At 61.8% G+C, this 22802-nt stretch carries 24 protein-coding genes; 12 read left to right on the forward strand and 12 right to left on the reverse strand.

Translation table 11 applies throughout. The features are described 5' to 3' along the window. The first annotated feature begins 11 nt into the window (after nucleotides 1–11). Nucleotides 12–947, forward strand: coding sequence for a ribose-phosphate pyrophosphokinase (locus LB519_RS25340; protein ID WP_013530002.1), 936 nt, complete (start codon nucleotides 12–14; stop codon nucleotides 945–947). A 12-nt stretch (nucleotides 948–959) separates the two neighbouring features. Here LB519_RS25340 and LB519_RS25345 read toward each other — a convergent pair whose 3' ends face one another. After that, complete coding sequence (locus LB519_RS25345) at nucleotides 960–1844, reverse strand: AraC family transcriptional regulator (protein ID WP_013530001.1); 885 nt, start codon at nucleotides 1842–1844, stop codon at nucleotides 960–962. A gap of 151 nt (nucleotides 1845–1995) precedes the next feature. Here LB519_RS25345 and LB519_RS25350 point away from each other — a divergent pair, with 151 nt between their 5' ends. Then, on the forward strand, nucleotides 1996–3237 hold the full coding sequence (locus LB519_RS25350) for an MFS transporter (RefSeq protein WP_032808647.1): 1242 nt from the start codon (nucleotides 1996–1998) through the stop codon (nucleotides 3235–3237). A gap of 68 nt (nucleotides 3238–3305) precedes the next feature. On the opposite strand, the gene LB519_RS25355 is transcribed toward LB519_RS25350, so the two are convergent. After that, nucleotides 3306–4163 (reverse strand): alpha/beta fold hydrolase, encoded by an 858-nt coding sequence (locus LB519_RS25355; protein ID WP_224621481.1) that lies wholly within the window; start codon nucleotides 4161–4163, stop codon nucleotides 3306–3308. Nucleotides 4164–4314: 151 nt separating this feature from the next. On the opposite strand from LB519_RS25355, the gene LB519_RS25360 reads away from it, so the two are divergent. After that, on the forward strand, nucleotides 4315–4743 hold the full coding sequence (locus LB519_RS25360; protein ID WP_013529998.1) for a MarR family winged helix-turn-helix transcriptional regulator: 429 nt from the start codon (nucleotides 4315–4317) through the stop codon (nucleotides 4741–4743). A gap of 43 nt (nucleotides 4744–4786) precedes the next feature. Here LB519_RS25360 and LB519_RS25365 read toward each other — a convergent pair whose 3' ends face one another. Next, nucleotides 4787–6793 (reverse strand): putative bifunctional diguanylate cyclase/phosphodiesterase, encoded by a 2007-nt coding sequence (locus tag LB519_RS25365; protein ID WP_032808605.1) that lies wholly within the window; start codon nucleotides 6791–6793, stop codon nucleotides 4787–4789. 295 nt (nucleotides 6794–7088) lie between these two features. Here LB519_RS25365 and LB519_RS25370 point away from each other — a divergent pair, with 295 nt between their 5' ends. From LB519_RS25370 to LB519_RS25405, 8 genes are all read left to right on the forward strand, one after another. Next, nucleotides 7089–8123, forward strand: coding sequence for a methyltransferase (locus LB519_RS25370; protein WP_013529996.1), 1035 nt, complete (start codon nucleotides 7089–7091; stop codon nucleotides 8121–8123). A gap of 249 nt (nucleotides 8124–8372) precedes the next feature. Beyond that, on the forward strand, nucleotides 8373–9014 hold the full coding sequence (locus tag LB519_RS25375; protein ID WP_013529995.1) for a 50S ribosomal protein L25/general stress protein Ctc: 642 nt from the start codon (nucleotides 8373–8375) through the stop codon (nucleotides 9012–9014). A gap of 23 nt (nucleotides 9015–9037) precedes the next feature. Further along, nucleotides 9038–9763: an aminoacyl-tRNA hydrolase gene (pth, locus tag LB519_RS25380; protein WP_027162157.1), complete on the forward strand. Its 726-nt coding sequence runs from the start codon at nucleotides 9038–9040 to the stop codon at nucleotides 9761–9763. Nucleotides 9764–9852: 89 nt separating this feature from the next. Further along, complete coding sequence (gene ychF / locus LB519_RS25385; RefSeq protein WP_024505635.1) at nucleotides 9853–10956, forward strand: redox-regulated ATPase YchF; 1104 nt, start codon at nucleotides 9853–9855, stop codon at nucleotides 10954–10956. A 66-nt stretch (nucleotides 10957–11022) separates the two neighbouring features. Further along, nucleotides 11023–11694 carry an HAD family hydrolase gene (locus tag LB519_RS25390; RefSeq protein WP_032808607.1) on the forward strand — a complete coding sequence of 224 codons (672 nt, stop codon included), beginning with the start codon at nucleotides 11023–11025 and terminating at the stop codon, nucleotides 11692–11694. A 189-nt stretch (nucleotides 11695–11883) separates the two neighbouring features. Further along, nucleotides 11884–12858 carry a magnesium/cobalt transporter CorA gene (gene corA / locus LB519_RS25395; protein WP_013529992.1) on the forward strand — a complete coding sequence of 325 codons (975 nt, stop codon included), beginning with the start codon at nucleotides 11884–11886 and terminating at the stop codon, nucleotides 12856–12858. Between the two features lie 123 nt (nucleotides 12859–12981). Beyond that, nucleotides 12982–13458: a MaoC family dehydratase gene (locus LB519_RS25400; protein ID WP_224621482.1), complete on the forward strand. Its 477-nt coding sequence runs from the start codon at nucleotides 12982–12984 to the stop codon at nucleotides 13456–13458. Then, nucleotides 13455–13925 carry a MaoC family dehydratase gene (locus tag LB519_RS25405; protein WP_027162159.1) on the forward strand — a complete coding sequence of 157 codons (471 nt, stop codon included), beginning with the start codon at nucleotides 13455–13457 and terminating at the stop codon, nucleotides 13923–13925. Before LB519_RS25400 ends, LB519_RS25405 begins: the two co-directional genes overlap by 4 nt. Nucleotides 13926–13970: 45 nt before the next feature. Here LB519_RS25405 and LB519_RS25410 read toward each other — a convergent pair whose 3' ends face one another. The 6 genes from LB519_RS25410 to petA all read right to left on the reverse strand — a co-directional run bounded on the left by LB519_RS25410 (nucleotide 13971) and on the right by petA (nucleotide 19450). Next, the gene (locus LB519_RS25410; RefSeq protein WP_224621483.1) at nucleotides 13971–14516 is read right to left on the reverse strand and encodes an adenine phosphoribosyltransferase; all 546 of its coding nucleotides are present in this window, start codon (nucleotides 14514–14516) and stop codon (nucleotides 13971–13973) included. Between the two features lie 9 nt (nucleotides 14517–14525). Next, complete coding sequence (locus LB519_RS25415) at nucleotides 14526–15671, reverse strand: alpha-hydroxy acid oxidase (protein WP_224621484.1); 1146 nt, start codon at nucleotides 15669–15671, stop codon at nucleotides 14526–14528. Between the two features lie 175 nt (nucleotides 15672–15846). Continuing rightward, nucleotides 15847–16542, reverse strand: coding sequence for an acid phosphatase (locus tag LB519_RS25420; RefSeq protein ID WP_013529987.1), 696 nt, complete (start codon nucleotides 16540–16542; stop codon nucleotides 15847–15849). Between the two features lie 127 nt (nucleotides 16543–16669). After that, nucleotides 16670–17542 carry a cytochrome c1 gene (locus LB519_RS25425; protein WP_013529986.1) on the reverse strand — a complete coding sequence of 291 codons (873 nt, stop codon included), beginning with the start codon at nucleotides 17540–17542 and terminating at the stop codon, nucleotides 16670–16672. A 28-nt stretch (nucleotides 17543–17570) separates the two neighbouring features. Then, nucleotides 17571–18872, reverse strand: coding sequence for a cytochrome b (locus tag LB519_RS25430; RefSeq protein ID WP_013529985.1), 1302 nt, complete (start codon nucleotides 18870–18872; stop codon nucleotides 17571–17573). 17 nt (nucleotides 18873–18889) lie between these two features. Continuing rightward, entirely contained in the window at nucleotides 18890–19450 is a 561-nt protein-coding gene (gene petA / locus LB519_RS25435; protein ID WP_013529984.1) for a ubiquinol-cytochrome c reductase iron-sulfur subunit, read from the reverse strand. A 314-nt stretch (nucleotides 19451–19764) separates the two neighbouring features. Here petA and LB519_RS25440 point away from each other — a divergent pair, with 314 nt between their 5' ends. Beyond that, the gene (locus LB519_RS25440) at nucleotides 19765–20109 is read left to right on the forward strand and encodes a cupin domain-containing protein (RefSeq protein WP_224621485.1); all 345 of its coding nucleotides are present in this window, start codon (nucleotides 19765–19767) and stop codon (nucleotides 20107–20109) included. 3 nt (nucleotides 20110–20112) lie between these two features. Here the strand turns inward: LB519_RS25440 and LB519_RS25445 are convergent, their stop codons facing one another. From LB519_RS25445 to LB519_RS25455, 3 genes are read right to left on the reverse strand one after another with little or no spacing between them, the layout of a single operon-like run. Next, nucleotides 20113–20424 carry a DUF6665 family protein gene (locus tag LB519_RS25445; protein ID WP_013529982.1) on the reverse strand — a complete coding sequence of 104 codons (312 nt, stop codon included), beginning with the start codon at nucleotides 20422–20424 and terminating at the stop codon, nucleotides 20113–20115. Between the two features lies 1 nt (nucleotide 20425). Then, nucleotides 20426–20905 carry a GNAT family N-acetyltransferase gene (locus LB519_RS25450; RefSeq protein WP_013529981.1) on the reverse strand — a complete coding sequence of 160 codons (480 nt, stop codon included), beginning with the start codon at nucleotides 20903–20905 and terminating at the stop codon, nucleotides 20426–20428. A 4-nt stretch (nucleotides 20906–20909) separates the two neighbouring features. Further along, nucleotides 20910–22793 (reverse strand): ABC transporter ATP-binding protein, encoded by a 1884-nt coding sequence (locus LB519_RS25455; protein WP_032808649.1) that lies wholly within the window; start codon nucleotides 22791–22793, stop codon nucleotides 20910–20912. Between the last annotated feature and the right edge of the window lie 9 nt (nucleotides 22794–22802).

Below are 22802 nucleotides of genomic sequence, written 5' to 3' on the forward strand. Positions count from 1 at the left end.
AGGAACCGTGCATGAAACTCTTCGCGGGCAATTCCAACAGGGTGCTGGCCGAAGCAGTCGCCCGGTACCTCAATGTCCCGCTGGGCAAAGCCACGGTCAGGCGCTTCGCCGACCAGGAAATCTTCGTCGAAATCCAGGAAAACGTGCGCGGCGAAGATGTCTTCATCCTGCAGTCGACCTCGTTTCCGACCAACGATCATTTGATGGAACTGCTCATCATGATCGATGCCTTCATGCGCTCCTCGGCCAAGCGCATCACGGCGGTCATCCCTTATTTCGGCTACGCCAGGCAGGACCGCCGCGCCTCCGGCCGCACGCCGATCTCGGCCAAGCTGGTTGCCAACATGATCACCCGCGCCGGCGTCGACCGCGTTCTGACGCTCGACCTGCATGCCGGCCAGATCCAGGGCTTCTTCGACATCCCGACCGACAATCTGTTTTCCGTGCCGGTCATGGCCCGCGACGTGAAGGCCAAATACAAGCAACTCGGCAACGTCGTGGTGGTTTCGCCCGACATTGGCGGCGTGGTCCGCGCCCGTGCGCTGGCCAAGCGCTTCGATGCGCAACTGGCCATCGTCGACAAGCGCCGCGAACGGCCGGGCGAATCGGAAGTCATGAACATCATCGGCGCGGTCGCCGGCAAGGATTGCCTGCTGATCGACGACATCGTCGATTCCGGCGGCACGCTGTGCAATGCCGCCGATGCACTGCTGGCCAACGGCGCCACCAGCGTCACCGCCTACATCACCCACGGCGTGCTGTCGGGCGGTGCCGTTGCCCGCATCAGCGGCTCGAAGCTGCAGGAACTGGTGATCACCGATTCCATCCAGCCGACCCAGGGCGTGCTCGACGCGCCCAACATCCGCGTCATCTCGATCGCCGACCTGATGGGCGAAGCCATCTCGCGCACGGCGACTGAGGAATCGGTGTCCAGCCTGTTCGACTAAACCCGCCTGCCCTTAAGGCGCGGAGCTTTCCAACCGAACCGGGCCGATCAGGCGACGAGCGACCTCGACGTTCTCGCGTGCGCCGCGCATATAGCCGCGCGGCGAGGTCCCCAGCATGCGCTTGAACATGGTGATGAAGGCCGGCACGCTGTCATAGCCGAGATCAAGCGCCACCCTGGTGATCGGCTCGCCGTCCGCCAGCCTGGGCAGCGCCGCGAACAGGCAGGCCTGCTGGCGCCATGTCGACAGCGACAGGCCGGTCTGGCGCTGGAAGGCGCGCGTGAAGGAACGGCGGCTCATGCCGGCTGCATCGGCCCACTCGTCGATGGTCGCATGCGGCGACGGTGCTGCGACGAAGCGTCGGCACAGCGCCGACAATCTTGGATCCGACGGAAATGGCAGCCCAAGAGGCCGTTCCGGCAAGGTCGGGATTTCGTGCAGCAAAAGGTTCATGATCAGCCCACCGCGCCCTTCCAGAACGCCGCCTTGCGGGAGCTTCTCCGATTCCACGATCAGGCTGTGCATCAGGTCGGTGACGCCGACGACGCGCAAGCCTTCGGGCAGCCCGGGGATCGCCTGTGGCATGACATAAACCGAACGCATCGAGACGTCGCCCAGCATCTCGACGGAATGCTCGGTGCCGGCTGGAATCCACATCGCGTGGTCGGGCGGCACCATCCAGCGCCCGTAGCGTGTCGTCACCAGCACCACACCGACAAGCGCATGCAAGAGCTGGCTGCGGCTGTGGCGGTGCTGTGGCACGCGGTAGCCGTCAGGATATTCGGTCGGCAATGCCACCGCCGGCCCGGCCACTTGCTCAAGCCACTGCCAGCGGCTCTCGTGCAACTGGCCGAGATTGGCATTGCCAGCGTGAAAGACTTCTTTGCCGTGCGGCATCTAGTTATGGCCCACTTGCGAAACTATTGGACCAAACCACGAAAGAAGTCGTCTCGCAAGCGGCTTATAAGGCACCGTCCCCAGGGTGGCCGCAAGGAGCGTCCGCCAGTTGCCTGCGGGCGTGCCCGCCAAAAAGACCACGGAGCCTACCTTGACCGATACGACAGCAGCCAGCGTCGCCCCACCGGCGAGCGCCAGTCACGCCTCAGCCCAGGCGACGGCCTTCACCGTCATCCTGGCGGTGAGCTTCTGCCACTGCATCAACGACATCATGCAGTCGCTGCTATCGGCCATTTACCCGCTCCTGAAAGAGAATTATGGCCTCGATTTCTGGCAGATCGGCTTGTTGACCTTCACTTTCCAGGTGACCGCATCCTTGCTGCAGCCGCTGATCGGCATGATCACCGACAAGCGGCCGATGCCCTATTCGCTGCCCTACGGCATGGCGTCGTCGCTGATCGGCCTGATCGTGCTCGCCTATGCCGGGCATTATTCGCTGCTGCTGATCGGCGCCTCGCTGATCGGCATCGGCTCGGCGATCTTCCACCCGGAATCCTCGCGCATCGCCCGCTTCGCTTCCGGCGGCCGCTTCGGGCTGGCGCAGTCGCTGTTCCAGGTGGGCGGCAATTTCGGCCAGTCCATGGGGCCGCTGCTGGCGGCCTTCATTGTCGTGCCGTTCGGCCAGACCAGCATTTCCTGGTTCGCCGTCGGCTCGCTGATCGGCATCATCGTTTTGTGGCAGGTCGGCGGCTGGTACAGCCGGCTGCGTGCCGCGCAGGGCACCCGCAAGGCGGCGAGCTTCGTTTCGCCCTTCCCGCGCCGCAAGGTGATGACTGCACTGATGGTGCTGACACTGCTGGTGCTGAGCAAGAATGCCTACATCGCCAGCCTCGCCAGCTACTACACCTTTTATTCCATGCATAAGTTCGGCGTTTCTGTGCAGATGAGCCAGGTCATGCTGTTCCTGTTCCTCGGTGCCTCGGCGCTGGGCATCCTGCTCGGCGGCCCGTTCGGCGACCGCTATGGGCAAAAGGCGATGATCTGGTTCTCCATCGTCGGCGTGCTGCCCTTCACGCTCGCCCTGCCCTACGCCAATCTGGAATGGACGATGGTGCTGACGGTGCTGATCGGCCTGATCCTCTCCTCGGCGTTCTCCAACATTGTCGTCTTTGCGCAGGAGCTCGTGCCGGGTCGCGTCGGCATGATCGCCGGCATCTTCTTCGGCTTCGCCTTCGGCATGGGCGGCATCGCGGCGGCCGTGCTCGGCGTCGTCGCCGACATGAAGGGCATCGATTTCGTCTTCCAGATCTGCTCCTATTTGCCGTTCCTTGGATTGCTGACCGTGTTCCTGCCCAACATGAAGGAAGCGCGCAAGGCGCAGGCGGCCGCCTAGATCAGGCCTGAAACCCACGCAAGGAAAAGCACCCGCCGGACGGCGGGTGCTTTTTTCGTTCCAACGGCCTATGCTTTGAAGAAGGCCAGCAGGTCGGCGTTGACGATGTCTGCATGGGTCGTGGCCATGCCGTGCGGGAAGCCCTTGTAGACCTTGAGCTCGCCCTCCTTGAGCAGCTTGATCGTCAGCAGCGCCGAGTCCGCGATGGGAACGATCTGGTCGTCGTCGCCGTGCATGACCAGCACAGGCACGTCGATCGCCTTCAGATCCTCGGTGAAGTCGGTTTCCGAAAAGGCCTTGATGCAATCATAATGCGCCTTGGTGCCGCCCATCATGCCCTGGCGCCACCAATTGTCGATGACGCCCTGCGATACCTCTGCGCCCGGGCGGTTGAAGCCGTAGAACGGACCTGATGGAACGTCGCGGAAGAACTGGGCGCGATTGGCTGCCTGCGCGGAGCGGAAGCCGTCGAACACTTCGATCGGCAGGCCGCCGGGATTGGCGGCAGTCTTGAGCATGATTGGCGGCACCGCGCCGATCAGCACCGCCTTGGCGACACGGCCGCCGGCGCCATACTTGGCGACATAACGCGCCACTTCGCCGCCGCCGGTCGAATGGCCGACATGGATGGCGTTCTTGAGGTCCAGATGGGCTGCGAGTTCCGCGACGTCGGCGGCATAGGTGTCCATCTCGTTGCCGATATCCGTCTGGGTCGAGCGGCCATGGCCTCGGCGATCATGGGCAATGACACGGTAGCCCTGTGACACGAAGAACAGCATCTGGGCGTCCCAATCGTCGCTGCTCAACGGCCAGCCGTGATGAAAGACGACAGGCTGCCCGGTCCCCCAGTCCTTGTAGTAAATCTGCGTTCCGTCCCTGGTGGTGATCGTACCGCTGCCGGAGCTGGGTTTGGTTTGCGAGGTCATCTCAATCTCCTTCTGGTTATTTTCGCGATAAACAATATCGCGATAACGACATAGCTAACGCGGCCTAAAACCCTTGTCCACACAAATATGTATCGCGATATCATTTTTCGTGGTATCGAAATGATGCCCACATTGGCAAAAGGAATGCGCCGTGCCTCTCCCGTTGGACAATCAGCTCTGTTTCACGCTCTATGCCACCAGCATGGCGATCAACCGCACCTACAAGCCGATGCTGGACGAGATGGGCATCACCTATCCGCAGTACCTGGTGTTGAACGCGCTTGGAGAGGCCGACGGCATGTCGGTCGGCACCATCGCCCATCGGCTCGCTTTGGAATCGAGCACCGTCACGCCGCTGGTGAAGCGAATGGAGCAGGCCGGGCTGGTGACCCGCCAGCGCAGCCAGACCGACGAACGCCAGGTGCAGGTCGATCTGACATCAGCCGGGCGCGCACTGCTTGTCCAATGCAACTGCCTGAACGAAGCCTTGGTCGAACGCTCGGGCATGACGCTGACTGAGCTCGATGCGCTGAACCGGCAGATCCAGGCGTTACGCGCCGCGTTGACCGGCGACCGCTAGCACGGCTTGACGACGGCTAGCCAAACGTCGGAAGAGGCCACCATCATGCGGACTTAAGCACGGCAAATGGCCGTTTGCGCATGGCTCGCTTTGCCTGGAAACTGACGGCGGGAGCGGGACGGCCGACATGGAAGCCCTGGATCTTGTCTATGCCGAATTCGCGCATAAGGGCCATCTGCTCGTCTGTCTCCACCCCTTCGACCAGGATTTTGTGGCCGCGATTTCGAACCAGGGTGATAATGTCCTGCAGCATCGCCTTGCCGCTCGGAGAGCTGCAGTCATGCAGAAACGAGCGATCGATCTTCACCGTATCGAAATCGATCAGGCGAAGCCACGAAAGGCCCGCAAAGCCGGTCCCGAAATCATCAAGCCAGATCTTGATCCCGAGCAGCTTCAGGTCGCTGATGCAGCGCAGGATGTCGGAGTGCATCTCCATCTCCAGCCCTTCGGTGATCTCGAAGGCCAGCCTGCTGCCTGCGACACCCGTCTCGCCCAGAATGGTCGCGACCGACGTCGCGAAGCCCGGTGTCTTGAGCTGGATCGGGGAGACGTTGACACTGACGACACGGACGTGGTCGTCCGCCAGCAGTTCGGCGCACACTGTCCTTATCGCCCAGCGCCCGAGTTCCAGGATCGCACCGGTCCGTTCGGCGACCGGAATGAACAGGCTCGGCGGAACCGATGTGCCGTCGAGCATCTTGAGGCGCATCAGAGCCTCCACCGCTTCAACCCGGTCCGATTTGACATCCTGGATAGGCTGGTAAACGAGTGAAACGAGATTCTGGCCGATCGCGATCTTCAGCAAAGCCGCAATGTTCTCGCTCTCGTCACTGCTTTGCGGGTCGGTTGGATCGAACAGCCGGGCACAATTTCGGCCGCCGGCTTTTGCCAGATAGAGAGCGCGATCGGCCTCGTGAATGATTTTCTCCAGCTTGGCCCCGGTCTGCGTCCGGGTGAATGCGGCGCCAACGCTTACCGTTACGATCGAGACGCCGTCGCGCCGCAGTTCGTGCGTCAGAGCCAGGTTCTCCACCGTGCTGCAAATGGCTTCCGCAATGTCCAGGATCTGCTCCTTTTTCTCCATGCGAGCCAGGACGATGAACTCTTCGCCGCCATAGCGGCCGATGGAGCCATTATACTGTTTGATCATATCGCTAAGGGCATTGGCGACATGGATCAGGCAGCGGTCGCCTTCCTGATGGCCGTAGCAGTCATTGAACTTCTTGAAGAAGTCCACGTCGATGAGGATCGCCCCAAAGCTGGTGCCGACCTTTTGCCAATCGTTCCAGTAGTCTCGCAGCTTCTCGTCGATCGCGCGCCGGTTCTCCAGACCCGTGAGCGGATCGGTCCGCGACAACCTCAGCAGGGCCTTGCCGCGTTCGGTCGCCTCATTGTGCTGGATCTTGGCTTCCAGGGCGTTCAGGAAGACGTTGTAGCGTTCCTCGTTCAGTTTCCAGTTCACATATGAGGTGAACGTGAAACAAGAAACATAGAAAGCCCCAAATACCATTTTGTATATGAGGGTTGATGGAACAAAGTAATTTACGATATAAAGTATACATAAGATTATTGTCGAGGTTACGATAGAAAGCTTGAAATTGAATGTAAAGAAAAGATTGGCGCTCATCATGAATATGGTCCCAAAGACCATATAGTAAGAGACGCTTTCCTTGTCCGCGCCCATAATCGCCGGACACAGCCAACCAACATAGCCAAAGATGATGGCCCCGGCGCAGGTCACGTCGAGCCATTCCGTCCCGACGCCGTGGCGAAGCTGCGCTTCCAGGATCAAAAGCGCGCTCAAGCCGACCGCGAAGCGCGCCGTGATCGTATAGGCGGCCACATCCGGGATCAGCAGCAGATCCGTTGCCGAAAACAAGAGATAGATCGCAACTGCGATCCAAAGCCCTGGCCTGGCTTCCCCTCTTCGCGTCGCCCGGGCTTCGGTGCGGTAGAGGGCGCGAAGTTCGTCGGCCCCCAGTTCGTAGCGCGGCTCGTACGGCTCCGCATCAACCGTATCGGCCAATGCGGATGACACGTGTTCGTTCATCACAATCGACCCCTTTTGAAAGGGATTTTGTTTTCCGAACTCATTTCCAGCTTCTGCCCCCACGCGGGCCGGCTCCTTGGGACGCGACGGCGATTGCGAACGCCGGGCAAACAAATGCAATCGCGCAAGACAAGTTTCCGTTAACTCGAACCCGGAATCCGGCTCGGAAGCTGATTAACCAACGAACATGGTTGGCGGGAAATTAATCATAAACCTAAAATGCCGTCGGCCCGACATTGGCAAAGGGAGCATTCTACGCAATAAGTTAACCGACTGTTAACTATGGAGTGATGGCGTGCAGACCGTTCTTGATGGCAAAAGCTTGATTACTGCCGAGATGCTCGCCGGCACGCTGCCTCGGGGAAAGATCGAGCATCATGGCGAAGCGTTCGAAACCGCGCGCGCGGAGCTTGCCCTCATTCTCCACGCGACACAGCAGCAGGTCGAACAGGACAAGAACCCGGCCGAGATCGTCGGCCGCTTGCTGTCCTTCCTCAATGGCCTGCATTCCAAGGTTCATCCCGACGTCTGGCATGCGTTGATACCGGTCGCGCAGAACCATCCGATCCTGAAGTATTTTCTCGAGGATCCACTGACGCACTGGTCCTTCACCAAACCCAGGGGCTATTCCGGCGACGCGCAGTTGCTCGACTACATCTATTGTGATCCGCACGTGGCAGAGAGCGTGGCGAACGCCTCGGAGGTCGGCAAAGCACTCTATAGCCATACCCAGAACGTACCGTCATGCGTCGCGGCCCGGGAACGACGCGACCTCCTGACCCGATATGTCGACGAGATCGCGGCCAAGAACGGACCGGAAACCGAGGTTCTGGCGATCGCGGCCGGCCATTTGCGGGAAGCCAATCGTTCGGTCGCCCTGACGGAGGGCCGTCTCAAGCGCTGGGTTGCGCTCGACCAGGATCCCCAGAGCGTTGGGCTGATCTCGCGCGACTTCCAGGGCACCGCCGTCGAAGCCATCGACGGCTCGGTGCGAACCGTGCTCACGCGGGGCCACAAGCTCGGCAAATTCGACTTCATCTACGCCTCCGGCCTTTACGACTACCTCGCCCACAACGTCGCGGTGAAACTCACGAAGACCTGCCTGCAGATGTTGAAGCCGAACGGAACATTCCTGTTCGCCAACTACGCCGAGGGCACCCCCGACGCGGGGTATCGGGAGACGTTCATGGACTGGGTGTTGCTGCTGCGATCGGAGGTCGATATGTGGAACATCGTCAATGCCAGCGTCGACCGCAACACCGTCGAGGCGCAGGTATTCTTCGGCGAGAACCGCAACGTGCTCTATGCCGTCATCGAAAAGCGCGGATAGCGGCCGTCTGGGCTGCACCAGGCCGGTCGTGCCTTTGGCTTGCACCTCCGGCCGCCTTCCGCTATAGAGCCGCCACCCGCGTAGACACCCTTGGAGGCAACGCGGCGGAAGGCCGCCTTCCCGCATGATCCCGAAAAGTGGATTCCGGTTTTCGGACCAGATCATGCATGGGTATGTCGGCTTTCGACGTTTACGGTCCAGGCACTCTGCCCACCGTGAGCGCTCCAGAACAAACCGAAAGGAAATGCCATGAGCCACGACACTTACGAGCTCAAGGCCGAAGCACGCGAACAGGTCGGTAAGGGGTCCGCCCGTGCAGTTCGCCGCAACGGTAAAGTGCCTGCAGTAATTTATGGTGACAAGCAGCCTCCCCTGGCTATCGCGCTCACCTACAAGGACATCTACTACAAGATCCATGGCGGCGGGTTCCTGACCACGATCGCCACGATCGATGTCGACGGCAAGAAGATCCAGGTCCTGCCGAAGGACTTCCAGCTCGACCCGGTCAAGGATTTCCCTGTCCATGTCGACTTCCTGCGCATCGGCAAGGACACCGAAGTCAATGTCGACGTGCCTGTCCACTTCATCAACGAGGACAAGTCGCCCGGCATCAAGCGCGGCGGCGTACTCAACATCGTGCGTCACGAAGTCGAGTTCCACTGCCCGGCCAATGCGATCCCGGAATTCATCACCGTCGATCTCACCGGCGCCAACATTGGCGATTCGATCCACATCTCGGCGGTCAAGCTGCCGGCTGGGGTCAAGCCTGTGATCTCCGACCGCGACTTCACCATCGCGACCATTGCCGGTTCGTCGGCGATGAAGCCGGAGACGGAAGAGACGGCTGAAGCGGCTGCACCTGAAGCGGCTCCTGCCGCCGAAGAGAAGTAACTCTTTCACGCCCGGAGCAGGCGATGCTGCTGTTTGCAGGTCTCGGCAATCCGGGCGCGAAATACGCCGGCAATCGGCACAATGTCGGTTTCATGGCGGCGGACGCAATCGCCCGCCGCCATTCCTTTTCGCCCTGGTCGAAGAAATTTCAGGGCCTGATCGCCGAGGGCTCGCTCGGCGGCGAAAAAGTCGTCCTGATCAAGCCGCAGACCTTCATGAACCTGTCCGGCCAGTCGGTCGGCGAAGCGCTGCGCTTCTACAAGCTCGAGCTTTCCGCGCTCACCGTCTTCTATGACGAGATCGATCTTGCCGAAGGCAAGCTGCGCATAAAGACCGGCGGCGGCGCCGGCGGCCATAACGGCATCCGTTCGATCGATGGCCATGTCGGCAACGCCTATCGCCGCGTACGCATCGGCGTCGGCCATCCAGGCGTCAAGGAAATGGTCCAGCACCATGTGCTCGGCGATTTCGACAAGGCCGACCGCGAATGGCTTGACCCGCTGCTCGACGCGATCGCCGACAACGCCGCCATGATCGCCAAAGGCGACGAATCCGGCTTCATGAACAAAGCCAGTCTCGCCGTCCAGGGCAAGGCCGGGCCGGAGCCCGAAAAATCGGCACCTAAGCAGCCGGCGCAGAAGCAGCAAAGTCACGTCCGCCAGGCACGGCCCCAACAGCCCCTGGCCAAGCTGCCGGAAAGCGGTCCGATGGCCGCCATGCTGAAGAAGCTGTTCGGCGGCAAGGACTGAGCATCAAGGGAACCGAAGGGCTTGACGTTGATCACCCCTATCGCCCATAGCCCTGATCAAATTTCTATTTCCCGATAGGACCGGACAAAATGGGTTTCAAATGCGGCATCGTTGGCTTGCCCAACGTCGGCAAGTCGACGCTTTTCAACGCGTTGACCAGAACGGCTGCGGCGCAGGCCGCCAACTATCCGTTCTGCACCATCGAACCGAATACCGGCGAGGTCGCGGTGCCCGATCCGCGCCTGCAGAAGATCGCGGCGATTGGCAAGTCAAAGGAGATCATCCCGACCCGCATCTCCTTCGTCGACATTGCCGGTCTGGTGCGCGGCGCCTCGAAGGGCGAAGGGCTGGGCAACCAGTTCCTCGCCAACATCCGCGAGGTCGACGCCATCGTGCATGTGCTGCGCTGCTTCGAGGATGACGACATTACCCATGTCGAGGGCCGCATCGACCCGGTGGCCGATGCCGAGACGGTCGAAACCGAGCTGATGCTCGCCGACCTCGACAGCCTCGAGCGCCGCATCGTGCAATTCCGCAAGCGCGCCGGCAGCAAGGACAAGGAAGCGACGTCAGTGCTGCCGATGATGGAGGCAGCGCTCGAACTGCTGCAGGCCGGCAAGCCGACCCGCATCCTGCTCAAGGATATTTCGGCCGAAGATTTGCGCATCCTGCAGGGCCTGAACCTTCTGACCTCGCATCCCGTGCTCTATGTCTGCAACGTCGCCGAGGCCGACGCAGCCACCGGCAACGAGCACACCAGGGCCGTGGAAAAGATGGCGACCGCCCAGGGCGCCGGCACCGTGGTGATCTCGGCCGCCATCGAAGCCGAGGTCGCACAGCTCTCCGATGAGGAAGAGATGGAATTCCTGTCCTCGCTCGGCCTCGACGAGCCCGGCCTCAACAAGGTCATCCGCGCCGGCTACGATCTGTTGCACCTCATCACCTACTTCACCGTCGGGCCGAAGGAGACGCGCGCCTGGACCATCCATAAGGGCGACAAGGCCCCCCAGGCCGCCGGCGTCATCCACACCGATTTCGAGCGCGGCTTCATCCGCGCCCAGACCATCGCCTACAATGACTTCGTCACACTGGGCGGCGAAGTGGCGGCCAAGGAAGCCGGCAAGGCCCGCGACGAAGGCAAGGAATATGTCGTCCAGGACGGCGACATCCTGCTGTTCAAGTTCAACACGTGATTTGATGGAAGTCCTTCGAGACTGTCCGCGGGCCGGCTGAGCCGACCACCAGATATCAGGCCCAAAGTGTCGCCTATAAAGCTGATAATATTTGATTGTGACGGCGTCCTCGTGAACAGCGAGGAGATATACCAGGCAACCGAGCTTGAATATCTGGCGGCGGCCGGCATCACGTTCGAACCAAGCGCCTATACGCAAGCCTTCATGGGATTGTCTCCCGCTATGTGGCAGGCGAAGCTCGAAGCGATCGGCCAAGAGCGAGCCAAGCCGCTCTCTCCGCTCTTTTTTGAACAGCTTGCCGACCACACCAACGAACGCTTGCGTAAGAATCTGGCGGCCTTACCCGATGCACGGAATGTGATTGGCCGGCTCGCCGCATGGAGATGTGTGGCGTCAAGCACGCCGCTGGCCCGATTGCGTTGGAAACTCGAACACACGGGCCTTGTCGACCTTTTCGATCCTAATATTTTTTCATCGGACATGGTCGTCAATGGAAAGCCGGAACCAGACCTGTTCTTGCATGCGGCGGACACGATCGGTGTTCATGCAAAGGAGTGCATCGTGGTCGAGGACAGCGTGAATGGCGTCCTGGCGGGCAAGGCAGCAGGTATGCGCGTGATCGGATTTACCGCTGGCAGTCATTGCACCGGCACTCATGGCGATGCTCTGTTGCGACATGGCGCGGATGCCCTCGTCGGCGCATACGAGGACTTGGAGGTCACTCTAGCCAGTCTTTAGATCGATCCGCTGACGCGGCTTCCGAGCCGCGAGGGCCGTCCCCCGGCCCGATTCGGGCTTGTCTTGATTTTGTCACGTCACAGGTCTAAGCGGCAGACGCACGGTCGGCGCTGGCGCCGGGAACCGTGCAATCCAACACGACGCGTCAATCCGAACACACCCTTTGGCCCCAGCAAGGGATATCAGGCGATGATCAAGGCCTTCGTCGTGGACAATGATCGCCTGCGCCTCGTCGACGATCTCCTGGCAAACAGCGAGACCATCGTCTGGGCGGACCTGTTCAACCCGACAAAGGAAGAGGAAGCGACGATCGAGAGCTGGCTCGGCGTGGCCATTCCGACGCGCGAGGAGATGGAGGAGATCGAGATTTCGAGCCGCCTCTATGTCGAGGACGGCGCCTACTTCATGACCGCAACCCTGCCCGCCCAGACCGAGGTCGACGATCCCTTGATGTCGCCGGTCACCTTCGTGCTCGCCGGCACAAGGTTGATCACTGTGCGCTACCACGAGCCGAAGGCCTTCAAGACCTTTCCGCAGCGCGCCGAGAAGGTGGCGACCGGCTGCACCAGCGGCGACACCATCCTGATCGGCTTGCTGGAGGCGATCGTCGACCGTCTCGCCGACATTCTGGAGCGTGCCGGCCGTGACATCGAGGCGATCTCGCGCGATATCTTCGAGGCGCGATCGACCAAGGTTTCCAAGCGCAATCGCGACTTCCAGGAATTGTTGAAAGCCATCGGCCGCAAGGAGGACATCGCGTCTTCGATCCGCGACAGCCTGATCTCGCTGCAGCGCCTGGCGGGCTTTTTCGCCCATGCCTCGACCCGCACCAAGATGAGCAAGGACACCAAGGCGCGCATCAAGACGCTGTCTCGCGACGTGCTGTCACTCGCCGACCACGCCACCTTCCTGTCGCAGAAGATCTCCTTCCTGCTCGACGCGACGCTCGGCATGATCTCGATCGAGCAGAACGCCATCATCAAGATCTTTTCGGTCGCCGCCGTCATCTTCCTGCCGCCGACTTTGGTCGCCTCGATCTACGGCATGAATTTCGACGTCATCCCCGAGTTGAAATGGGAACTTGGCTATCCCTTCGCCATCGCCATGATGGTGCTGTCGGCGATCCTGCCCTTCTGGTATTTCCGCCGCCGCGGCTGGCTCTGAGTGGGCCTGTCGATCGGCTGCCACAGGCTGGCGCAGTAGAAATCGCTTGACCAAATGAACGCCGGCCTGCATCCGGAAACCCCGATCCTGAGGATCGTGGGTCGACAAGCCGGATTCCAGACCATGACCGCAGAGATAAAAACATGGGCCTATGAGGACTTCATCGAGGGTGCATCGATCGACCTCGGCTCGAAGCTCGTGAGTGCCGCCGAGATCGTCGAATTCGCCGGAGAATTCGACCCGCAGCCGATGCATCTCGACGAGGAAGCCGGCAAGGCCAGCATCCTCGGTGGGCTGGCGGCGTCGGGCTGGCACACCTGCGCCATGTTCATGCGCATGCTGTGCGATGCCTTCCTGCTGGACTCGACCTGCCAGGGCGCGCCCGGCGTCGATCAGGTCAAATGGAAGAAGCCGGTCCTGGCCGGCGATCAACTGACCGGCACCCTGGTGGTCGTTGCCAAGCGCCTGTCCAAATCGAAGCCGCAACTCGGCTTCGTTACAATGCGCAGCGAACTGTTCAACCAGCGCGGCGAAAGCGTCTTCGAGCTCGAGAACTCCGTCATGTTCCTCACGCGCGATGCCGCGGGGAGCCAAGCATGACACTGGACGAGTTCTTTCGTATCGGCACCACGGTGACGCTCGGCTCGCACACATTCGAGCCCGAGGCGATCAAGGCCTTCGCCCGCAAATACGACCCGCAGATCTTCCATACCGACGAGGAGGCCGCGAAGAAAAGCGTGCTCGGCGGGCTCTGCGCATCCGGCTGGCACACCGCCGCCACCTGGATGAAACTCAATCTCGAAAACCGCATGGACGCCGAGATCGCTGCGTGGAGCGGCCCCGGTCCGGTGCCGGAATTCGGCCCCTCGCCTGGCTTCAAGAACCTGAAATGGCTCAAGCCGGTCTATGCCGGGCAAACCATCACCTTCACGCGCACCGCGCTGTCGCACCGCCCGATTGCCTCACGCCCCGGCTGGCGGCTGCTGGCGCTGCGTTCGGAAGCTTTCGATTCGACCGGCGACAAAGTGCTCGAGTTCGAAAGCGCCGTGCTGGTGAAGGCCGAGTAGAGGCGGCGCTTCTTCCTTCTCCCATGTGGGAGAAGGGAAGAACACTCAATGCCCCTCGAACCCGATCAGCGTCCGCACCGGCACGCCAAGCGCCTCCAGCTTGGCACGGCCGCCGAGGTCCGGCAGGTCGATGACGAAACAGGCGGCGAGGATGTCGGCACCTATCTGGCGCAGCAGCTTGACCGCCGCTTCAGCCGTGCCGCCGGTGGCGATCAGATCGTCGACCAGGATCACTTTCTCGCCCGGAGCAACACCGTCCTTGTGCATCTCCATTTCGTCCAGCCCGTATTCCAGGCTGTAGGCGACGCGCACCGTCTCGTAGGGCAGCTTGCCCTTCTTGCGGATCGGCACGAAACCGGCCGAGAGCTGATGGGCGACGGCGCCGCCAAGGATGAAGCCGCGCGCCTCGATGCCGGCGATCTTGTCGATCTTCTGGCCGGCATAGGGATGCACCAGTTCGTCGATGGCGCGGCGGAAGGCGCGCGCATTGCCAAGCAGCGTGGTGATGTCGCGAAACAGGATGCCGGGCTTGGGATAGTCCGGAATGGTGCGGATCGCGGCAAGCAGCGTGTCTTCGAGCGAGGATCTCATGGGTCGAGATTACCTGAAACGGAGATTGTTGCGCGACAATTGTTCGATCGAGCTGCAGCCCATCAGCTTCATGCCGCGTTCGATCTCGACCCGCATCTGTTCGAGCGCCCGTTCCACGCCGGGCTGGCCGGCCGCCGCGAGCGGAAACAGATAGTAGCGTCCGACGCCGACGGCCTTGGCGCCGAGCGACAGCGCTTTCAGCACGTGTGTGCCGCGCTGCACGCCGCCATCCATGATGACGTCGATCCTGTCGCCAACGGCATCGACGATCTCGGCAAGCTGGTCGAACGCCGCCCGTGAGCCATCCAACTGCCGCCCGCCATGGTTCGACAGCACGATGCCGCTGCAGCCGATGTCGACGGCGCGTTTGGCATCCTCCACCGACATGACGCCCTTGAGGCAGAACGGACCGGACCAGAGCTTGACCATCTCGGCGACGTCGTCCCATGTCATCGACGGATCGAGCATCTCGGTGAAGTAACGGCTGATCGACATCGTGCCGCCGCCCATGTCGACATGCTCGTCGAGCTGCGGCAGCTTGAAGCCCTCATGGATGAAATAGTTGATCGCCCAGGCCGGCTTGAGCGCGAACTGCGCCATTCCGGTAAGGTTGAGCTTGAAGGGAATGGCAAAGCCGGTTCGTTTGTCGCGCTCGCGGTTTCCCCCGGTGATGCTGTCGACGGTCAGCATCATCACCTCGACGCCGACCGCCTTTGCGCGCTGCATCATCGCCCGGTTAAGACCGCGATCCCGATGGAAATAGAACTGGTAGACCTGCGGGCCGCTGCTGATGCTGCGCGCCTCCTCGAGGCTGACAGTGCCCAGCGACGACACGCCGAACATCGTGCCGTATTTGGCGGCGGCCTTGGCGACCGCGCGCTCGCCCTGGTGATGGAACAGGCGCTGCAAGGCGGTCGGCGAGCAATAGAACGGCATCGCCAGCTTCTGGCCCATGACCGTCACCGACATGTCGACCTCGCTCACCCCGCGCAGCACGTTGGGAACGAGGTCGCAGGTCTCGAAGCTTTCGGTGTTGCGGCGATAGGTGACCTCGTCGTCCGCCGCGCCGTCGATGTAGTTGAAGATCGGTCCCGGCAGCCGCTGCTGCGCCATGCGGCGGAAATCGGAAAAGTTGTGACAGTCGCTGAGCCGCATCATCGAATTCCAAAGGCCATGGCGGGACAAGTTTCTCGCCACCGTTCGATGCATCGAATATCAACCTGTTGTCGGCGTGCCAACGGACTATTTTTCGAACCGCCCTTCGGACATGGCCATGAGCAAAAAAGGGACGCCGAAGCGCCCCTTTCTGGTCTGATCCGATTGACGAAGATTACATGCCGAGATCCGAACGAAGCTCGGCCCTGGCCACTTCATATTCGGCCTTGAAGTCGTCCCGGTTGAGCAGGACCGCGGCGATGACGCTGCCGGAAATCCTGCCCATCTCGACGTCGGACGCATAGTGGATGCCGCCGACCTCGCGGTTGTGGGCGTATTCGGCCGCACGCGCCATGATCTCGGCGCGCTTTTCCGGAACCATATCGGACAGGATGATGCCCATCATGGTGCCGACGGTGGCGTGGCCGGACGGCCAGGAACCCGAACTCGACAGCTTGACCGCCGGCTTGACGAGGTCGCTGAGCTGGTGCGGACGCGGGCGCTTCCAGATATCCTTGGCCGGATCGACGACGGCGCCTTCGGTGGCCACGACGCGGTCGAAGAAGGCGCTGAATTTGGGCAGCGTTTCCTTGTTGAATTTCGGCCCCATGACGTTGGCGAAGCGCCAGACATTCTCGTCGGCATCGGCGACGGCGCTGGCTACCATCTCGGGCGTGCGTGTCACCTGCAGCATCAGCACCTCGCCGAGTTCGGCCTTGGTCTGCGCCGAATCGTTTGCCGGCGGCGGCGGCAGGATCATCGTCAGGTCGACATCCTTGTTGGTGACGAAAGGCTGGGCGTCTTCCGCTTGCGCGGCCGAGCCGACGATGAGCAGCAACAGGCCTGCCGCGAGCGATGCGTATCTTTTCATGGGTGCGATCCTTTGATGAGAGCAGCACAGGATCGCCGGATGCGGTGACGGCCATGTGACATGGCCGGCTTCTGGAAATGCAAAAGGGCGCCTCTCGGCGCCCTTCGTGATCACTTGATCGTGTGGCTTAATGCGCCACGCCTTCCCACACCTTGCGCTTGGTGAGATAGACCAGCGCGCCGAACAAAAGCAGGAACACCAGAACGCGAAAACCGGTCTTCTTGCGGTCTTCCATATGCGGCTCGGCCGCCCAGGCCAGAAAGGCGGAGACGTCGCGGGAATACTGGTCGATGGTCTGCGGCGCACCGTCATCATAGGTCACCTGGCCGTCGGAGAGCGGCTTGGGCATCTTCAGCGACACGCCGGACATGAAGTACGGATTGTAGTGGGTGCCTTCCGGGATGACCATGCCGGCCGGCGGCGTCTGGTCGTAGCCGGTCAGCAGCGAGTGGATATAATCGGGGCCGCCCGCGTCGTACTGGGTAAAGATATCGAAGACGAACTGCGGAAAACCGCGTTCGACACCGCGAGCCTTGGCCAGCAGGGACATGTCTGGCGGAGCAGCACCGCCATTGGAGGCAGCGGCGGCTTCCTCATTGGCGAAGGGCGGCGGGAAGTGGTCGGACGGCTTGCCGGGACGGTCGAACATGTCGCCGGCATCGTTGGGACCGTCGTGGATGGTGTACTCGGCCGACAGCGTCTTGATCTGCGCATCGGAATAGCCGAGGTCCGACAGCGTGCGGAACGCCACCAGGTTCATCGAATGGCAGGCCGAGCAGACTTCCTTGTAGACCTTGAGGCCGCGCTGCAGCTGCGCCTTGTCATAGGTGCCGAATGGGCCGGTGAAACTCCAGTCCATTTCCTTCGGCTCGTCGATCGGGAAATGCGTCGGATTGGCCACATTGTGTGCCTCTTCGGCGGCGATCGCCCGAGTGCCCGCGGCCCCAGCGGCGACGGCCACAAGGCCGATCAGCGCCAGCGAGGTGAGAATCTTTTTCATGCCAAATCCCCTTAGATTCTCTACCCGCTCAGCCTTTGGTTTCCGGAGCCGCCGTAGCGCCCGCCGGATGTCCGCTGCCGCCCTTGTTCTTCTCAAGCACCGCCTCGGTGATCGAGTTCGGCAGCCGTCGCGGCGTCTCAATCAGGCCGAGCACCGGCAGCGCGATCAGGAAGAAGGCGAAGTAGAACAATGTCGCCATCTGCGCCATGAACACATAGCTGCCTTCCGCCGGCTGCGAGCCCAGCCAGCCAAGCAGGATGGCATCGGCCACGAACAGCCAGAAGAACAGCTTGTACCAGGGCCGGTAAACAGCCGAGCGCACCTTCGAAGTGTCGAGCCAAGGCACCAGGAACAACATGACGATGGCGCCGAACATGCATAGCACGCCGCCGAGCTTGGAGTTGATCGGCCCGACATTGAAGGTGATGGCGCGCAGGATCGCGTAGAACGGCAGGAAGTACCATTCGGGCACGATGTGGGCCGGCGTCTTCAGCGGGTTGGCGACGATGTAGTTGTCGGGATGACCGAGATAGTTCGGCAGGTAGAAGACGAAATAGGCGAAGAAGAACAGGAACACGATCATGCCGAACGCGTCCTTGATGGTCGCGTAGGGGGTGAAGGCCACGGTGTCGGTCTTCGACTTGACCTCGATGCCCGTCGGGTTCGACTGGCCGACGACATGCAGCGCCCAGATGTGCAGCACGACAACGCCGGCGATCATGAACGGCAACAGATAGTGCAGCGCAAAGAAACGGTTCAGCGTCGGGTTGTCGACGGCAAAGCCGCCGAGCAGCAGCTGCTGGATCCAGTCGCCGACCAGCGGAATGGCGCTGAAGAAGCCGGTGATGACGGTGGCGCCCCAGAAGCTCATCTGGCCCCACGGCAGCACGTAGCCCATGAAGCCGGTCGCCATCATCAGGAGATAGATGATGCAGCCGAGGATCCACAGCAGTTCGCGCGGCGCCTTGTAGGAGCCGTAATAGAGGCCACGGAAGATGTGGATGTAGACGGCGACGAAGAAAAACGAGGCGCCGTTCGAATGCATGTAGCGCAGCAGCCAGCCCGAATTCACGTCGCGCATGATCTTCTCGACCGAGCCGAAGGCCAGATTGGTGTCGGCCGTGTAATGCATGGCCAGCACGATGCCGGTCAGGATCTGCGCCACCAGCATGATCGACAGGATGCCGCCAAAGGTCCATGCATAGTTGAGGTTGCGCGGCACCGGATAGGCAACGAAGCTGTCATAGACCAGCCGCGGCAGCGGCATGCGGGCGTCGAACCAGCGTCCGAGACCGGTTTTGGGCGTATAGGTCGAGTGTCCCTCGCTCATCGAAATATCCCCCTGCCTCAACCGATAAGGATCTTGGTATCGGAAATGAACTTGAATACCGGAACCGCCATGTTCTCCGGCGCCGGGCCTTTGCGGATGCGGCCGGCGGTGTCGTATTGCGAACCGTGGCACGGGCAGAACCAGCCGCCGAAATCGCCTTCCTGGCCAAGCGGAATGCAGCCGAGATGCGTGCAGACCTGAACCATCACCATCCAGGCTTCCTTGCCGGGCGTGGTGCGATTGGCGTCGGTCGCCGGTGCGTCGGCCGGGAGATTGGCGTTGCGGGCGATCGGATCCTTGAGATCGGCCAGCTTGACCGCCTCGCCGTCCTTCATTTCCTGTTCGGTGCGGTTGCGGACCACGACCGGCTTGCCGCGCCATTTGACGATCAGCGACATACCCGGCGTCAGCGAGGCGACGTCGACTTCGACCGAGGCGAGCGCCAGCGTCGAGGCGTCAGGGCGCATCTGGTCGATGAACGGCCACGCGAAAGCACCCGCGCCGACCACTGCGGCCATGCCGGTGGCGACGTAGAGAAAATCACGACGGTTGGGATCCTGGGTGTCGGTTGCGCTCACGGGTGCCTGATCCTTTCGCCTCTTCCGTGCCGGTGGTTGAGCCTTGTTCCCCGCTCAATTACGCCAACCCGACAGCGCATGGCGAACAGGCTTGCGAATTCCTCCGGCATTTGGACTTCGGTTTATGCGTGAAGCCCGTTTTTGTCCAGACGGGTGAAGGCACAAGGGCAGATTGTCGCGGGGACAAAATCCGCCGCCGGTCAACACGACGCCGGATAGCCGCCAACCATCACTAAACAACCGGGAAACAACCGCAAATCCGACGCCCTTGTTCGGCTCGACACAAGGCCCCAGCCGGGTCTATCCTTGTCATCATGGCACACGTCATAGACTGCGACACCTGGGCCGTTCGCTCGGACCATTGGAAGGGCGAGTTGCAATGTGGCGCCTACGGCTCCAACTCCTGCCTGATCTTCAACTATCTGCCTGATGTCGGCGGCGGCCCGCGCCTGCACACACATCCCTACGCGGAGATCTTCATCATCCGCCAGGGCACCGGCCTGTTCACTGTCGGCGACCAGGAAATCGAGGCATCCGCCGGCCAGATCCTGATCGTGCCACCCAATACGCCGCACAAATTCACCAATCTCGGCCCAGGCCCACTGGAAACGACCGACATCCACGAGAATGGCAGCTTCATCACCGAATGGCTGGAGTGATCCCTATTTCGCGCCGAGCCTGGCCAGCACCGCTTTCGGGATGTTGTATTCACGAATGACGGCATCGTGCTTGCGCAAGCCGCACAGCTCGCGCTGGATGAAATAGCCATGCACCGCCTCGGCGGCATCCTTGAGCAGAAGGGGGCGCAGTTGCTCGTCGGCATTGTCGCGCAGCCTGGCCAGCGTTTCCTCTACCCGCTGGCCGGCGCGGCCGAGTGCTGCCGCCTTTTCCGCCAATATTTCATGGCCGAGCGCGTCGAAGGCGGCTTCGGCGGCCGAGGCGCCGGCAAGATGAGATGGCGGACGCAAGGACATTTCAGCCTCCTTTCCCGAAAACCATGCGGTGTGTGACGAACTCTTCGCCTGCTACGCGCTGAAAGCCAAGCCGTTCATAGAAACCGAAGGCTTCTTGCGGCGCGCGGGTGTTCAGCATGGCGAAATGGTGACGTGCCCTGTCGACAACGGTTTCGACCAGCATCCGGCCAAGGCCGGCGCGACGGTGGCGCGCGCTCACAAACAGGTGCCGGACCCGGCCGTGGCCCCTGCCCTCGAAATAGGGATCGATGTTCAACCCGCACACGCCGGCGAGTTCCCTTCCATACCATGCTCCGTACAGCGCCTCCCCCCGTTTCAGGAACTTGTTGCGGCCACTTGCCCAGCCATCCGCAAGGCGTACCAGCATCCAGTAGCCTTCCAGCCGGCTCTCTTCCTTCAGCGTGTCGAAGGCCGGCATGGTCGGCCGGAGCCGCTTGAGCACGTAGCCGACCTCTGGGATGGCGCCTGTCGATCCACCCATGGAGCTACTCCGCCGGGCGCGTCTCTTCGAGCACGCTGTCTTCGTGATAGAGAAAACCGCCGGACTGCCGCTTCCACAGCCGCGCATAGAGCCCGTCGAGCGCCACCAATTGGTCATGCGTGCCTTGCTCGACAATGCGGCCGCCGTCGAGCACCACCAGACGATCGAGTGCTGCGATCGTCGACAGCCGGTGGGCGATGGCGATGACCGTCTTGTTTTCCATCAGCCGTGTCAGATTCTCCTGGATCGCCGCCTCGATGTCGGAATCGAGTGCCGAGGTCGCCTCATCGAGAATCAGGATCGGCGCATCCTTGAGGAAGACGCGGGCGATCGCCACGCGCTGGCGCTGGCCTCCCGACAGCTTGACGCCGCGCTCGCCGACAAACGCCTCGTAGCCGGCGCGGTCCCTGTTGTCGCGCAAGGTCAGGATGAACTCGTGCGCCTCGGCCTTTTTCGCCGCCGCGATCACCTCCGCATCGGTCGCGTCAGGCATGCCGAGCTTGATGTTGTCGCGCAGCGAACGGTGGAACAGCGCCGTGTCCTGGCTGACGACGCCGATATTGGCGCGCAGCGAATTCTGCGTAACTTTGGCGACATCCTGGCCATCGATGGTGATCGACCCGCTCTCGAGATCGTAGAGGCGCAGGATCAGATTGGCGAGGGTCGTCTTGCCGGCGCCGGACGGTCCGACCAGCCCGACCTTCTCGCCTGGCCTGACGACAAGGTCGATGCCGTTCAGCACGCCGAAACCTTTGCCGTAGTGGAACTCGACGTTCTTCACCGCGATACGGCCGCCTGCCACGACGAGTTCCTTGGCGTCGGGCGCATCGGTGAGGCCGAGCGGCTGCGAAATCAGCGCCTTGGAGTTCTCCAGCACGCCGAGGTTTCGCAAGATGCTGTTGAGCTGCATCATCAGCCGGCCGAGCAGCATGTTGAGCCGCAGCACCAGCGACAGGGTGAAGGCGACCGCGCCGACGGTGATCGAGCCCTCGACCCAGAGATAGACGGCAAAGCAGCCGATCGCCGTGATCATGATGCCTGACAGCGTGGTCAGCGCCATGCGCACGCCGGTCAGCCGGCGGGTGAACGGGCGCAATGCGTCGAGATAGATGTCGAAACCGTTCCTGATGTAGCGGTCGTCGCCATCGGCCGAGAACAGTTTCAGCGTCTGCACGTTGGAATAGGAATCGACGATGCGGCCGGTGATCATCGAGCCGGCCTCGGCTGTTTCCTCGGCATGCTTGCGGATTGCCGGCAAATAGAGCTTGGCCAGCCAGCCGAAGGCGGAAATCCAGATCACCACCAGAACCGCCAGCCTGAGATCGAGGCCTGCGACCAGCGCCAGCGTCGTCACCGTGTAGACGATCATAAACCAGACGACCTCGATGAAGCTTTCCATCAAGTCGCCGGTCGCCTGGCCCGCCTGCCAGACCTTTGTCGCGATGCGGCCGGCGAAATCGTTCTGGAAAAAGGCGTAGGACTGGCGCGAGACATGCCGGTGCGCCTGCCAGCGCACCAGATTGTAGAAGCCCGGCGTGATCGTCTGTTCGTCGACCAGCGCCGACAGGCCGACGACGACGGTGCGGATGACCAGCACCACCACGGCCATGAAAACCAGTTCAGGGCCGGCGGCGGCCCACAGTGCGTGCCAGCTGCGCTCGGCGGGAAGCTGGTCGAGAATATCGACCAGCCGCCCGACGAAGTAGAACAGGCCGGCCTCGACCAGCGGCGCGATGCCGCCGATGACCAGCATGGCGAAGAAGGCGAACTTCGCCTGGCCGACATAGTGCCAGAGAAAGCCGCCGACACTGATCGGTGGCCGAAGATTCGCCGGCTCCCTGAACGGATAGACCCAGTTCTCGAACCAGCGATAGACGGCTGTCATCATGCGGCGGCC

It is taken from the genome of Mesorhizobium sp. AD1-1 (assembly GCF_020164655.1).
Lineage (GTDB): Bacteria > Pseudomonadota > Alphaproteobacteria > Rhizobiales > Rhizobiaceae > Mesorhizobium > Mesorhizobium ciceri.